This window comes from Bradyrhizobium sp. CCGUVB4N, from assembly GCF_024199945.1.
Classification (GTDB): Bacteria; Pseudomonadota; Alphaproteobacteria; order Rhizobiales; family Xanthobacteraceae; genus Bradyrhizobium.
The window spans coordinates 1,088,120-1,103,056 of the sequence record NZ_JANADP010000001.1; the positions used below are offsets into that span (position 1 = coordinate 1,088,120).

Below are 14,937 nucleotides of genomic sequence, written 5' to 3' on the forward strand. Positions count from 1 at the left end.
GCCGATGATGGTGTGGGTACGCTGCGCCAGATATCCAAGTCGGTGGGGTTTTTTGATAACGTTGTTGCCGGAAATGGGGACGAGACAGTGGTGATGAGGAGGACGGTTATTGTCCAGGGCGGGCTGGCTTTCGCCACCCGCCGCGCGGCCGCCGCTCGCGATGGCGAGAACGGTCTGCAGATCATGACAATAACGCAATTGGCGGCGCGGCTGGCAGGCGGCTTCCTGCATCAGGTTACAGGCGAGGAGCTTGAATTTGTTGTCGCACGCGCCCTCGATGCAGGCGGCTTCGAGGACATCGAGACCGTTCGGCATCTTCCCGGGATGACGCGCGCCGTCGCACGAACGTTGAGGGCGGCATGGAACGCGGACACCCGTCTGGCTCACGCTCCGGACATTAACGCGCGAATCCGCGATCTTGCTCTGCTTGAGAACCGCGTGCGCGACTTTCTTGTCGGCGGCGCGCGCCTGCCGACGGATCTCCGTGACGAGGGGCGCGCGCGAATGCAATGGGCGCTTGAGGTGTTGGGCCCGGTCTCCATCATGGGGGTACACTTCATCGAGCCGGTCTGGCGACCGATCGTCCATGATCTCTGCGCCATGGCGCCAGTCGTCTGGACCGCGCCGCCCGGCGCCGACACGGCCTGGTTTCGAGGTGAGGTCAGAACGGTGACTGCCGTGACGGCGACGCCCGTCCAGGTCACATGCGCTGATCCGCGCCACGAGGTGCTCGAGGCTTTTCGCTGGGCGCGCGCCTTGATCGCCTCGGGACAAGCCGAGCCCAGTGACATAGCGATCTGTGGCGTCAGCACCGACGAATGGGACGAGTACATTGTCGCGCTGGCGCAAGAGACCGAACTGCCGGTTAGCTTTCCGCACGGCCGGCCGTGTCTCGGCACCACGGATGGACAGCGTTGCGCGGCGCTCGCCGATGTCCTGCTTCACGGCTTGAGCCAAGCCCGTGTGCGGCGTCTGTTTGCTCTGTCAGCAGGTCAGCGAACGGCGCTTGACGCCTTGCCGCGCGACTGGCTGCGCGTGCCGCGCAGCGCGTCGCTGACCTCGGCCGCGGAATGGGGTCGGGCCCTCGACCAACTGACCTTTTCGGATACCGACCCGCGTCCGATTGTGATGCCGCTGTTGACCTTGCTGGAACGAGGAACGGCCGCTGCCGAAGAAGGAGCGGACGTGTTCCTGCGTGGCCGTGCGCGCCGCCTTTGGGAACGAGCGACACGAAGCGCGCCAGCGGCCGCTCTGGAGCTTTCGCTGCGGAAAATCCGTGTCGAGGATGAGCGAGATGCCAGTGACGCCGTGGTCTGGGCGCCAGCATGGCAGCTAGCCGCATCGCCACGCCCTTGGGTTCGTTTGCTTGGACTGACCGAGCGCGGATGGCCGCGCGCGTCCGGCGAAGACCCTCTGCTGCCGGACCATATCGGACCGCTGGGTCCGCTCGACGCCGATCCGCCCGCTGAAGCGGACCGGCGGGCATTCGCCATCATTGCCGCTTGCGCGACACAGGGCATTGTTCTTTCGCGCAGCCGTCGCAACGCGCAGGGCGGTCGGGCGGGCCCGAGCCCGCTCCTGGCTCCGGGCGGCAATGCGCTCGCGCTAGCGCGCACGCGGATCGCAGAGCACGCGGCGAGCGAATCGGACCGACTTACCGCTCGCCCGCAAGAGATAGCGGGGCACCTCGCGACAGGCTCCGCTCTGCAGTGCTGGCAGAGCTGGCACAGACCAGAGTTGACAGCCCATGACGGGCTGCTGGTCGCGGGGCACGCCGTGATCGCCGAAAGCCTCGCGGAGATCCAGTCGCCGACTTCGCTCGCGCGCTTGCTGCGCGATCCGCTGGGCTTTGTCTGGAAATACGCCCTCGGATGGCGTGCACCGGACGACCGGGAGCGTCCACTGATGCTCCCGCCCGACGAGTTCGGCCGGCTGGTCCATGAGCTGCTGCGCCGCGCCGTCGACGCGCTGGAGCCGGTGCCCGGGTTCACCGTGGCCGGCACGGAGGAGATTGAGGGCGCGCTGGCGGCGGCGGTGCGACAAGTGATTGCAGCATGGCCGCTGGAACGGCCGGTGCCCCCCGAGGTGCTCTGGGTCAACACCGTACGCCAGGCATCGGCCTTGGCGCTGGCTGGCCTGACGAACGAGAAATTCACCGAGAGCGGCACGCGCAGCTGGACCGAGGTGCCGTTCGGTGAACATGCCGATCCGCCAAAGGCGGTGAACCCCGATTGGCCATGGGACCCTACGTTGCGGGTCGATGTGCCCGGTACTGCGGTCGCCATTCGCGGGAAGATCGATCGCCTCGACCTGCGCGCCGGCGGTGTCGCTGTCCGTGTGACCGATTACAAGACAGGCGAGCGGCCGGAGAATGCCGCCGACAGAGTCATTGCCGGCGGCGCCGAGCTGCAACGGGTGCTGTACGCCTTGGCATGCCGCCAGCTTCTGTCGGAGGTGCCCGCCATTCGAACCCGGCTCATCTATCTCAAGGACGAACCAGCGATCTTCTTGTTGCCGGATATCGATGACGCAATTGCGCAAACCGCAGCTTCGTCAACGCGGCCGCCGCCGCCTTGACGCGCGGCCATGCTGTCCCAGGGCCGGCGGCCGATGACCGTCTCAACGATCTTCGGCTCGCGCTTCCTGCATCTCCAGCCTACTTCCGCAGAAAGCAGGCTGCATTTGTCGCCGCCGCCGGCGATCTCGCCCGGTTCTGGGAGTTGCCATGAATGAGCTTGCCGACAGCGCCGACCGGCGGCGCGCGCTCACGGTCCTTGATCAAACCTTGCTGGTCGAAGCCGCAGCAGGCACCGGCAAGACCTCGCTGCTGGCCGGGCGCGTGACAATGCTGCTTGCGAGCGGCATCGCACCACGCAACATCGCCGCCATTACATTCACCGAGCTCGCGGCCGGAGAATTGCGCGTGCGCGTGGAGCGGTTCGTCAACGAGCTGCTGAAGGGAACCATCCCTGAAGACCTGGCGCTCGCCGTCGACAAAGCGCTGACTGCGCCGCAGAGAGCTGCACTCATCGCGGCGCGCGCGCGGCTGGACGAACTGACGGCAACCACGATCCATGGCTTCTGCCACAAGCTGCTTCGCAGCTACGCGATCGAGGCGGGCGTCGATCCTGGCGCTGAGGTTCTCGATGCGGTCCAGACCGAGTTTGCCTTTACGACCGTGTTCGAGCGTTGGCTGCGACGGCGTCTCGGCGAGAACGCCGATCCGACCGATCCGGTCGTTGTCATGGCGCGCCGAGACCCAAGGGAAGCGGTCGACACGCTAAAAAAGCTCGGCAAGTTCCGGCGCGACTTTCGGACTGCAAAGCCTCTGCCCCGCGATCTTGCCGAACATGCCGATCTGGAGTTTGTCGAGAGCGTGCGGGAGTTTCGCCGCTGGATCGACGGCACAAAGGCTCCCGACCGGGCGCTCGAAGACGTTGCCGATCTTGAGAGGCTCGCCGCCTTCTTCGCAGGCGCCTTCGATTCTCCTCCGTCGTTCGAGCGGCTCTGGGAGCTTGCCCATCCGCCTCGCGTCAATGCAATGGCCTGGCGCTCCAACGATCTGCGCCCTTATCGGCGCTTGGGGGCCTGGAAATACGTTGCCGGCAAGGAAGGAACGCGCCTCGCAGAGCAGGCCACATCCCACTATGACCAGTGCGCGGCGGAGTTTCGTGCCCTTCTTGGCAGTATCGCGACAGCGCTAGTCGCGACCTTTTCCAGCGCGCTTGATGAGCTCCTTGAAGACTTCGAGGCATACAAGCGCAACGCTGCCGTTCTCGACTTTGACGATCTGCTGCTCGCCACGCGCGCGCTTTTGCGCGGTCACGAGGCTGTCCGGCAAGCGGCGTCGAACCGCTACACGCGAATCCTCGTCGATGAATTCCAGGACACCGATCCGGTGCAGGCTGAGATCCTGTTTCTGATCGCCAGCGCCCCCGGCGCGGCTCCGGCCTGGCAGGCGCGGAAACTGATTCCGGGCAACCTGTTTATCGTCGGCGATCCCAAGCAAGCGATCTACAGATTCCGAGGCGCGGATGTAGCGACCTATATGGAGGCGCGCAAAGCTGTCGAGCGTCAGTTTCCCGACAAGATCCTGCGGATCACGACGAGCTTCCGGTCACGCGGCGAGATCCTAGACCACGTCAATCGCTGTTTCCGCGATCCGTTGGGCCGACAGGCCCCAGGTTACGTCCCCTTGGTGTCCTCGCTCGGTCCAGCAGAGCACGGTTTGCCTTGTGTTATGAAGGCCACGATCCGTATCAGCGAGAAGAGCCGCGCGGCGTTCATACGTGATGAGGAAGCGCGCGCCGTCGCCGACATCTGCGCCCAGCTCATCGGAAACGTCCGCGTGCGGCGATCCGGGGGAGAAAACTCCTTGATTGTGCCCGGCGACATCGCCTTGCTCGCGCCGGTCGGCACCGAGCTCTGGCGTTACGAACGGGCGCTCGAGGAGCGTGGCCTGCCGCTCGTCTCGCTGGCCGGTCGCAACCTCTTCCGGCGCCAGGAAACGCAGGATTTCGTCGCGCTGATCCGGGTGCTGGCGGACCCAGGTGATACGTTAGCACTCGGCGCCCTGTTGCGCGGACCGCTCGTCGGTCTCACCAATCACGAATTGCTCGATATCACGCGAGCGCTCGCGCCAGATGGGACAGAAGATCGCTCGCCGACGCCGAGGTTGACGCTGCAGACACAGCCAGAGCAGATCAACCATCCGCTGGCGCGGGAGACGCTGATCGTACTCCGAGATCTGCGGCGGCGTGTGCGTCGAACGACGCCATTTCTTCTGCTGAGCGAGGCGATCGATCGGCTGCGCGTGCGAGCCACGCTTGCCGCGCGGGGCAGCGATCAGGCCGCGCGGGCTCTGGCTAATCTCGACCTTCTGATGGAGCGCGCACGCCGCTACGGTGTGCGCGGTCTTAAGCAATTGGCGCAGGACATCGACGCTGACTGGGAGGGCGGACCCCTCGGACCCGAGCCCTACGACGAAGCGCGGCTGGATGCGGACCGCGAAGCGATCGAAATCATTACGGTCCACAGCGCCAAGGGCCTCGAATGGCCGATCGTCATTCCGATCAATATGGGATCTGAACTGAGACGGCGCGAGCCATTTATCCACCGCCGTCAAGACGACACGCTGCACTGGGTGCTGGGCGATGTCGTTCCGCCAGCAATCGCGGATGCCATCAGCATCGATGACCAGGACAGTGCAGAGGAGCACGAGCGGCTCCTGTACGTCGCCTGTACGCGGGCAATCGAGATGCTGATCCTGCCGACGTTGTCGGTGCCGCGCGCCAAAAGCTGGGCACACCTTCTCGATCTGGGGCAGGACGATATCCCGGAATGGGATGCTGCGCACTTCTCTCGGCGTCCTCTGGCAAGGGTCGTGGCAGAAGAAAACCATCAGAGCGAAGAGGCGTTTGCAGCTGAGCAAACCTCGATCACGGATGTGTCCCGGCCGATCCGGTGGGTTCGGCCAAGCGACGGCGACGCCGATCGCCTGGTTGAGGTTGCACGGGTCGACGAGGCCGCTGACCCTGACCCCTCGGGTCTTGTGACGGTCAAGGGCAGCGCAATCCGGGGCGCGGTGCTGCACAAGCTGATCGAAGAGGTGTTGACAGGAGAGATCGAGGAGGCGGCAGCTGTTCTGGAAGCCCGAGCCGGCGTCCTCCTCGCGCAGCTGGGCCCGCTAGAAGCGGGAACGGTGCCCGATCCGGTGGAGATGGCCGTGACCGCCTTACGAGCCCTGCGTCTGCCGGGCGTTGCAGAACACCGAGCCGCGCTCGTACCGGAGATCCCCCTCTATGGCGCCCGCGATGCTGGCAGAACCCTGACGGCCGGCCGCGCAGACGCCGTTGCCATCGCAGCCGGCCGAACCGTTCTTGCCTTTGACTGGAAGAGCGACGTGGCCCCGACTGCCGCCGACCGGCAGGCCTATGCCGGGCAGCTGCTGCAGTATCTGGAGGCAGTCGGTGCACCGCTCGGTGCTGTCGTCTATCTGACGCTCGGCGAACTGGACTGGATTGAACGATAAGACGTTCGGGCAGTTTCGAAGGCAGCTTTCAGTTAGACGTATGAGGCCAGTAGTGTTGCTGAAGATGACGCGAGGCAGAGGAATGAAACGGAGAAAATTGGCAACGTCACCGCCGGAATGGCAAGCCCCATCGTGCAACCAACTACGACGGCGCCATGACAGACCGCTGCAATACGCTGCTGAGGGAGATCGTTTCTGATCCGGCGCGTCGGAGAGACATTCTCGCCGATCCGCGAAATCTCCATCGCGAACTATTTGCATCCTTCGTGCCGCCAGGACACGATGAGTATGCCGGGACCTATCGAGGCACGCCGGACACGTCACTCGTCGACCGCAGGATCGTCACCGATAGCCTGATCCAGCCAGGTAGCTATGAATTCTGCATTCCGGCCGAGGTGCCCGCGCGAATGGACCAATTAATACAGCAGACCCGCGCTTGTCTCGCTGATGCTAAACTCGGCGACTATGGCAGACTTCTCGCTCTAGTATCCGCTTTTCTTGGAACGTGAGTCGTGATTCAAGGTCGGGATGATACCCGAAGCAAGAGAAGTCCACCTTTCGAGGAAAGATCGCAAGGTGCTTGAGGCGTGTTGCCGCTCGCCGGTGACATTGCAGCGCGATTTGAAGCGGGCGCGGATAGTTCTGTTGGCGGCGGATGGGCGCAGCACCCGGTCGATCGCCAAGGAAGTTGGGGTCCAGCCGCGGATTGTCAGCCTTTGGCGGCATCGCTATGCCGATCAAGGACTTGAAGGCCTGCAGGACAAGCCGCGGCCCGGCAAGCAGCCGATCTATACGAAGACGACCGACAAGCGGATTCTGAAGCTGCTGGATAAGCCGCCCCCGCAAGGGTTTGCGCGCTGGACCGGTCCTCTGCTGACCGAGGCGCTGGGCGATGTTGACGTCCAATATGTCTGGCGGTTCCTGCGCAACCACAAGATTGACCTCGCGGCTCGCAAATCCTGGTGTGAGAGCAACGACCCGAACTTTACGGCCAAAGCCGCCGATGTCGTTGGCCTTTACGTCGCCCCGCCAGCGAAGGCTATTGTGCTATGCGTGGACGAGAAGCCCTCGATCCAGGCCTTGGAGCGAGCACAGGGCTATCTGAAGTTGCCCAATGGCCGCGCCTTGACCGGCCAGAGCCACGATTACAAGCGGCATGGCACCACAACATTGTTTGCGGCGCTCGAGGTCGCCACCGGAAAGATCATCGCTACGCATTCAAAACGCCGTCGCCGTGTCGAGTTTCTCGATTTCATGAACAGCCTCACCGCGGCCTTTCCAGACCGAAAGCTCCACGTCATCCTCGACAACCTCAACACTCACAAGAAGAATGAGGATTGGCTGTAAGCGCGCTTTTTGACGCACGGTGCAGCATGATCTCCTCGTCTGCGCAGGGCGGGGATTTTGATTGGTGGAGTGTCCCTGTTGGCTTTAAGGCGATCAGCCAGGGTTGATGGTCTCTGCGTGCTTGGCAAAGTTGAATGGCAACAGGTCTTCGATGTCGGCGTCGGGCGGACGCTGCGGCAGTTCAGCGAGCACGTGACATAGCCAGGCGTAGGGCTCAACGTCACAGGCCCGGCATGTCAGCACCAGGCTGTAGATCACCGCGCTGGCCTTTGCGCCGGCGACGGTGTCGCTGAACAACCAGTTTTTTCTTCCGGTCACAAAGGGTCTGATGTCGCGTTCGAGAACATTGTTGTCGATCGGCGCAAGGCCATCATTGGCGTAGCGGGCCAGATAATCCCATTGGTTGCGGGCATAGGCGATGGCCTTGCCGGTCAGGCTTTCGGGCAGCACGTTCGGCGCCTGATCGTCGAGCCAATTTTTGAACGCAGTCAGGACCGGGACGCTGTGCTGCTGGCGCAGCCGCAAGGCGTATTCGGCGCGCGTTTTGCCGTCGGGCGGCGTCTGGCGCGCCAGCCGCTCGACCTCATAACGCCCCAGCGCTTCAATCACCGCCGACAGCAACTGCGCGTCGCCGCCTTCCAGCGAAAGCGTCACGCCGTTGGGCATCGATGCCGTCAGCCGCCCTGCACAGGATCGCTCCGTCGCGCAAACCGGAATAAAAGCTGGCGCAATCGGCGCCCGCGCCTCCGGCTGGTCATCCCCGTTCTGAAGTTGTCGCTTGGCCACCCACTTGCGCAGCAGGTTCGCGTTCACGCCGTGTTGCAACGCCAGCCCCGCCAGCGACACGCCAGGCTGCAGACAGGCCTCGACCAGTCGCTGTTTGCTGGCCGGATCATAGCGACGCCGGCCATTGCACAACACGCCGACCGTCTCAAGTCTCAAAGGTTCTTCTGGAGTGATCATCGATGGTGTCCACCTCGCTCATGGTGGACACCTCATCCCATCCCCGCGCTCAACTGCATAGGTGCGTAGAAAGGAGCGCTTAGTGCGGCTGCAAAGCCGATGAAAGATAGTTGATGAAAGTTCAATACGGAGAAGAAGTGGCGAATCACTCTGACCCCGAGTCATGCGACGAACGCCGCGAGGTGTGCGTCGAAGCGTTGACAGGGGAAACCGGCAGGCCAGCCATCGAGCCGCGAAATGTTCAATCCGGGATGCCGACGCTGTTAAGCGAAGCGGAAGGCAACACGGTGCATGGCGTCAATCGCAAGTCATGCCCCGATCTCGCGCGGTCGGAGACCCTGAGCATGCTGGGAAGTCTTTCATACGGAAGCAGCGAGATCTCATCAGTGTCCAGTGCATATGGGCTGGACGGGGCTGGGAAGGTCTTTGACCACAAGCCAGCCATCAACGCTGATGAGAAGTCGGATACACCCATATTACCGCGGAAGTTGCCGAACAAGGGAGTCGATCCCGCGGAGGCGATGGAGGGAAGGGGTGTAATCGGAAGGAACGCCGACGAAACCCCAGCGTGCCGGACGCAGAGCCGGACTAAACACGCTTCGATGGGAATCGGAGGCGTACGGGAAGCCGCCAAGCGGAATCCGAAGTTGCGTTTCACGGCGCTGATGCACCACATCACTCCGACGCTATTGGTGGAGAGCTTCCATGCGCTCCGCAAGCAAGCGGCAAGCGGTGTGGACGGCGTAACGTGGTACGAATATGAGAAGACACTCAACGGACGCGTGCACGAATTGCATCGGGAAATTCAGTCCGGTGCGTATCGGGCGCAACCGTCCCGACGGGTCTACATTCCGAAGAGTGACGGAAGACTCCGGCCACTCGGGATTGCGGCATTGGAAGAAAAGGTCGTGCAGATGGCCGTGTCCACGGTTCTGAACGCGATCTATGAACAAGACTTCCTCGGTTTCTCATATGGGTTCCGGCAAGGACGGGGACAGCATGATGCGCTGGACGCGTTGTGGGTTGGTATCGACAAGCTGAAGGTCAACTGGATACTGGACGCGGATATTCGCTCGTTTTACGATGAAATCGATCACGGGTGGATGCTTCGCTTCCTGGCACATCGAGTTGGTGATCGGCGGCTGTTGCGACTGATCCGTAAATGGCTGAAAGCGGGCACGATTGAGGACGGCCGCCGCGTAGCATCAACGCGAGGGACGCCTCAAGGCTCAGTAATCAGCCCCGTGCTATCGAACGTTTATCTGCATTACACATTGGATCTATGGGTCCAGCAATGGCGCAAACGAAACGCCAAAGGCGACGTGATCATCGTGCGTTATGCCGACGACAGCGTGATTGGATTCCAGTACGAAGGAGAGGCGCAACGCTTCCTGCAAGAACTGCGGGAGCGCCTCGCCCAGTTTGGCTTGCAACTGCACCCGGAAAAGACGCGGCTGCTACGCTTTGGGCGGTACGCTGCGCAACAATGCCGGGAGCGTGGCATTCGCAAGCCAGCGACCTTCGATTTTCTGGGATTCACACACTGTTGCGGCAGGAGACGCAACGATGGGGGCTTCAAGATCGTCCGTCTGACGATCAAGAAGCGCATGCGCACGACGCTGACGGCTATTCGGGAAACGTTGATGCGACGACGCCATGAATCGGTGGCAGTAGTCGGGCGATGGCTACGGAAAGTGTTACAGGGGTATTGGAACTACCATGCGGTGCCGGGTAACCTGAGACGGTTGGCCGGCTTCCTATGGGAGGTTGGTCGAGCTTGGCGACACGCACTGTTGCGGCGAAGTCAGCGAAACCGCATGCCTTGGGCTCGCTTCCAGAGGCTGCTTCACAAATACCTGCCACCATGCCGTCTTGCGCATCCGCACCCGGATGCGCGGTTCACCGTCACAACATCCGATAGGAGCCGTATGCGGTAGTGCCGCACGTACGGATCTGACCGGGGGGCGATGGGCAACCATCGTCCCTACCGGGACCGAAAGGCCAACGAACCGTGCAGCCAAATCTAGCGGTGAAGGGAAATTTGAAGTTCTCCATACGCATGAATCATATTATTTGGAGTTGGCGTGGCGGAATGAATTTGAATAGTAGAAACTTTGCGGACCAGTGCGTCGAGCATGCAATGACCTTCGAGCCTCGCTAAGGCTGCTCCCGCGCACAAATGCACGCCATGGCCGAACGATAGATGCGGTGTCCCTCCCCGGGAAATATCAAATTTATCGGGCTCGTTCCAGGCGCGGGGGTCCCGATTGGCTGCTGCAAAGAGCAAGAGCACGCGCGCTCCGGCATCGAGCCTGACGCCGTCGAATTCATATGGCTCGGTTGCGACCCGGCAGAATCCACGGACGGGCGTTCCCAATCGAAGTGCCTCATTGTAGGCGTCGGGTATTAATTCGGGTCTTGCCCGAAGCTTGCGCCATTCACTTTCGTTTTGCCCGAGAAGATGGATTACGTGTTGTAGTGAGGAAATCGTCGTATCGAGAGCGCCGCCAGATAGGCGACCATCAAAGTCGCCCCTTGCTGGTAGGTGAGGCGTCCTTGTCCGACTGCGGCGAAGATATGCGCACCGGCACTACCCGGCAACAGCCGGGACGGAAGATCAGGGCTGAACGCATAGGTGAATACCTCTTGCGTTGGCCCTTGCGCAGCACGCCAGCGCTCATTGGGTGGTCCAAACCCATCGAATAGCGCCGAGGCCCACGGCAAAAGTCGGCCGCGATCCTCTTGAGGAATGCCAATCATGTCGCATACGACGCTCAGGGGAAAGGCTTGTGTCAGTTGCTTAACGGCATCGAAAGGACCTACGCCGAGGAGGGTGTCCACTAAAGCATCCGCCTGATCTTGGATTTGCGTCTTGAATTGGGCGAGAGCTGGGGGGGAAAAACGCTCAAGCAGCACAGACTTGAGTTTTCCATGCAGGGGTTCATCGCTGCCAAGTACGCTTCCTTCGCTTTGAGCGTTAACGGCATCGTTCAAACCAACACCTTTCCCCGAGATAAAGATGTGAGGCAAACGAAGGATATTCCTGCACTCCGCGTAGCGGGTGACTGCTGCGGCGTTCAGCCGATCGAACCAAACTAACGCTCCCTGCTCCTGCAGTTGTCGATAAACTGGCCACGGATTAACCAGAACCGAATCCTCGAAGATATCGATTGAACTGCGCTGGATCATCACGGTCATTCGCCCTCCTCCCCGCTACGTCGGTGGAAGAACAAGCGAAAGCTATGTTACAGTCCTTCCCGCGCCCCATCTTAGGACCGAAGCATCTACTCGAGAAACCGATCGTGCAGATGGTTCGTATTGATACGACCGATATTAGACCTCGACAGGACTCATTCGGCTGCCAATAACGTGGGCGCAACATCTTCGCCCGGATGCGCTCGAGCAACTCGCCCTCCGCGTCGGGCGCGTTCTCCGCCATAGCGGCGACAAAGACGCCGTCCAGCTCAAGACATGCGGTCAGCCCGACGCTCGCAGCATAACCGCCACGTCGCGGTCCTTTCTGAAGCGCATAGAATTGCTTGGCTTCCTTGCCGAAGCGCCGAAGCGACTAGCTCGACGATCATGCGCTTAAGCTGGACGTCGTGGCGCGGCGTTCACCCGACCTTGGTCGAATAAAGATCGCTAAACCGCTCACGTAGCAGGCCCTTCTGCACCTTGCCCATAGCATTGCGCGGCAAAGTGTCGACGAAGATGACGCGCTTCGGCTGCTTGAACTTTGCCAGTCGCCCCGACAACGCGTCGAGAATGGCGCGTTCATCGACGGTAGCGCCTGGCGTTCGCACCACTGCAGCGGTGACGCCTTCGCCGAAATCGGCATGCGGAACGCCGACGACGGCGCTTTCGGATACGCCCGGGATCGCATCGATTTCAGTCTCGATCTCCTTTGGGTAGACGTTGAAGCCACCGGTGATGATGAGATCCTTGCCGCGGCCGACGATGTAGAGATAACCACGCGGATCGAGCTTGCCGAGATCGCCGGTTATGAAGAAGCCATCGGCGCGGAATTCGGTCGCAGTCTTCTCCGGCATGTTCCAATAGCCGGCGAACACGTTCGGTCCCTTCACCTCAATCATGCCGACTTCGTCGGTAGCCAGGCCGGAGCTGGTCTTGGGGTCGGTGATGCGGACTTCGACGGAGGGCAGGGGAAGCCCGACGGAGCCGGGGATGCGCGCTCCTTCGTATGGATTGGAAGCGATCATGCCGGTCTCGGTCATGCCGTAGCGTTCGAGTATCTCGTGACCGGTTCTCTCTTTCCAGTCGCGATGGGTTTCCGCCAGTAACGGCGCGGAGCCTGCGATGAACAGCCTCATGTGGGCGGTCGTGCGATCGCTTAAATTCGTGCTCTGCAGCAGGCGGACATAGAAGGTCGGTACGCCCATCAGCACGGTCGCGCGCGCCATCGCCGCGATAATCTGCTCCGCATCGAACTTTGCCATGAACAGGATGCGGGCCCGCGCGGCGAACGTCACGTTGCAGGCCACGAACAGGCCGTGGATGTGATAGATCGGCAGCGCATGGATCAGAAAATCGTCGCGCGAGTATCGCCATTGCTCGACCAGCGTCAGCGCGTTGGAGACCAGATTGCCGTGGGTCAGCATCGCTCCCTTGGAGCGGCCGGTGGTGCCTGACGTGTAAAGGATCGCAGCCAGATCGTCCTTTGCCCGCGGCACGGTATCGAAATCCGCCGGAAAGCTTGCGGCGGCATCGGCGAGTGAACCGTTGCCCTTGTCATCGAGCGTCTCGACCCGGCCGCCAGCCTTAGCGGCTATCGCGCGCAGCTCGCTCTCTTCCCGCGGGTCGCAAACGATCAATGTCGGCTGCGCGTCGCGGACAAAGTATTCGGTCTCCGCCGCGGTGTAGGCGGTGTTGAGCGGCAGATAGACTGCGCCTGAGCGCAGCGTAGCCAGATAAAGCGCGATTGCCTCGACGGATTTCTCGACCTTTGCAGCGACGCGGTGGTTCGGCCCAACGCCGATATTCGCCAGGAAGTTGGCGAACTTGCCGCTTGCGGCAGCGAGCTCGGCATAGCTAAGCCGGACGCCGTTCTCCTTCTCGATGCAGATCGACTGATCGGAAGTTACGGAAGCAAGCAGGCGGTCATACAGATTCCATGTCATGACGAGATCTTCAGTTGAGAGTCAGCTTGGGGGCTCGGAACCAGGTCGTGGGACGACAGTTTTGCGCGCAGCGACTTTTTCACCTTGTCGGCGGCAACCACGGTGCCGTGTTCGGCAAACGCTTCATGGTTCGCCTCGATACGGTCGAGCGCGTAGAGGTAATTGACCATCAATCCGTAGGATTGCTTGATGCCCTTGCCTGAGGGATCGCCCAGGAAATTCAGGCGCTCCAGCCGAGCGCCGTTGCCGAGATGGAAGCGCGCGACCGGATCGACCGGCCTGCCGGATGGAAGCTTTGCCTTGAGGAAGTAATAGGCGGCGAGCGACGTTACCGCCTCCTTCGCCTGCTCAATATCGCCGCCGTCCTCGAGTGCGGCCAGCGCGCGCCGCGTGTCCACGTCGAGCGCGGTCGAGGCTTCGGCCTTCAGCTCGCGCTTGACCCAGCCGGCGAAGCCGGGGACCGGCGATAGCGTGACGAAGGTCCTCAGGTTCGGCAGCTCGCGGGCGAGATCCTGCACCACCTGCTTGATCAGGAAATTGCCGAACGAGACACCGGCAAGACCCTTCTGGGTGTTCGAGATCGAATAGAACACAGCCGTGGTCGCTTCGCGGGCGTCGATCGCCTGTCGCGTTTTGTCCAGCAGCGGACCGATCGCGCCGGGAATCTCCTTGGTCAGCGCAACCTCGACGAAGATCAGCGGCTCGTCGGCCAACTGGGGATGAAAGAACGCATAGCAGCGGCGATCCGGCGGCTCGAGCCGGTTGCGCAAATCGTCCCAGTCCTGGATAGCGTGGACCGCTTCATATTTGATGATCTTTTCGAGGACGCTGGCGGAGGTGTTCCAGTCGATCGGTCGCAGGACGAGAAAACCCCGATTAAACCAGGAGGAGAACAGATGGACAAAGTCGTCGTCTACCGCCTGTAGCTCGGGATGCTTTGACAGCAGCGAGAGCAGCACCTGGCGCATGCGCACCAGTAGCGCGGTGCCTCCGGGCGCAAGGTTGAGGCGCCGGATCAGCTCCTGCCGGCGTGGCTCCGCGGCGGCGTGGAGAGCTTCGAGTTTGCTGCGATCGCCGCCTTCCATGGCCCGATAGGCGGCAACCGCAAGTTCGATCGCGCGGCGATCCGGGCCGAACCGGTCGGCGAGCGATGCGAGAAACTGCAACCGCTGCTCATCGTCTGCCTGCTCGAACACGACGAACAGCGATTGGGCCAGCGCGACGCCCGAAGCCTCGCCGCGGCGCGACAGCAGGGCTTCGCCCAGGATTTCGAGGTTACGATCCTCCGTTTGGTCGCTTGGCGGCTTCATGCCGAGAACCGCGCGCCCGCGTTCCGTCAGCGTGTCGATCAGGCCCCGGAGGAATTCGGGCGTTGTAATGCGTCCAGATCGGGTGTCGTTCAGCACGGTCTCGTCTCCGCGATCATCGGGAAAGTCTATGCCAATCGCGACGGCCTGC

At 62.0% G+C, this 14,937-nt stretch carries 8 protein-coding genes and 3 pseudogenes; 5 read left to right on the plus strand and 6 right to left on the minus strand.

Going from position 1 to position 14,937, the window contains the following annotated elements:
- Positions 1-12: 12 nt before the first annotated feature.
- The 4 genes and pseudogenes from NLM31_RS05150 to NLM31_RS05165 all read left to right on the plus strand — a co-directional run.
- The gene (locus NLM31_RS05150; RefSeq protein WP_254191669.1) at positions 13-2,577 is read left to right on the plus strand and encodes a PD-(D/E)XK nuclease family protein; all 2,565 of its coding nucleotides are present in this window, start codon (positions 13-15) and stop codon (positions 2,575-2,577) included.
- Positions 2,578-2,725: 148 nt separating this feature from the next.
- Positions 2,726-6,031 carry an exodeoxyribonuclease V subunit beta gene (locus NLM31_RS05155; protein ID WP_254191670.1) on the plus strand — a complete coding sequence of 1,102 codons (3,306 nt, stop codon included), beginning with the start codon at positions 2,726-2,728 and terminating at the stop codon, positions 6,029-6,031.
- A gap of 155 nt (positions 6,032-6,186) precedes the next feature.
- Positions 6,187-6,540: a hypothetical protein gene (locus tag NLM31_RS05160; RefSeq protein WP_254128296.1), complete on the plus strand. Its 354-nt coding sequence runs from the start codon at positions 6,187-6,189 to the stop codon at positions 6,538-6,540.
- Positions 6,541-6,559: 19 nt separating this feature from the next.
- Positions 6,560-7,375, plus strand: a pseudogene (locus NLM31_RS05165) (IS630 family transposase); the annotation flags it as partial.
- A gap of 96 nt (positions 7,376-7,471) precedes the next feature.
- On the opposite strand, the pseudogene NLM31_RS05170 reads toward NLM31_RS05165, so the two are convergent.
- Positions 7,472-7,966: pseudogene (locus tag NLM31_RS05170) on the minus strand (transposase); the annotation flags it as partial.
- A 210-nt stretch (positions 7,967-8,176) separates the two neighbouring features.
- Positions 8,177-8,341: pseudogene (locus NLM31_RS05175) on the minus strand (transposase); the annotation flags it as partial.
- Between the two features lie 113 nt (positions 8,342-8,454).
- Here NLM31_RS05175 and ltrA point away from each other — a divergent pair.
- Entirely contained in the window at positions 8,455-10,278 is a 1,824-nt protein-coding gene (gene ltrA, locus NLM31_RS05180) for a group II intron reverse transcriptase/maturase (RefSeq protein ID WP_254191671.1), read from the plus strand.
- A gap of 86 nt (positions 10,279-10,364) precedes the next feature.
- On the opposite strand, the gene NLM31_RS43270 is transcribed toward ltrA, so the two are convergent.
- From NLM31_RS43270 to NLM31_RS05195, 4 genes are all read right to left on the minus strand, one after another.
- Positions 10,365-10,829 (minus strand): cytochrome P450, encoded by a 465-nt coding sequence (locus NLM31_RS43270; RefSeq protein WP_375167528.1) that lies wholly within the window; start codon positions 10,827-10,829, stop codon positions 10,365-10,367.
- Complete coding sequence (locus tag NLM31_RS05185; protein WP_254191672.1) at positions 10,808-11,539, minus strand: hypothetical protein; 732 nt, start codon at positions 11,537-11,539, stop codon at positions 10,808-10,810. Before NLM31_RS05185 ends, NLM31_RS43270 begins: the two co-directional genes overlap by 22 nt.
- A 416-nt stretch (positions 11,540-11,955) precedes the next feature.
- A complete protein-coding gene (locus NLM31_RS05190; protein ID WP_254128302.1) occupies positions 11,956-13,479 on the minus strand; it encodes a malonyl-CoA synthase in 1,524 nt (507 codons plus the stop codon).
- The gene (locus NLM31_RS05195; protein ID WP_254128303.1) at positions 13,476-14,885 is read right to left on the minus strand and encodes a malonyl-CoA decarboxylase domain-containing protein; all 1,410 of its coding nucleotides are present in this window, start codon (positions 14,883-14,885) and stop codon (positions 13,476-13,478) included. The genes NLM31_RS05190 and NLM31_RS05195 overlap by 4 nt, the downstream gene beginning before the upstream one ends.
- Positions 14,886-14,937: the final 52 nt, after the last annotated feature.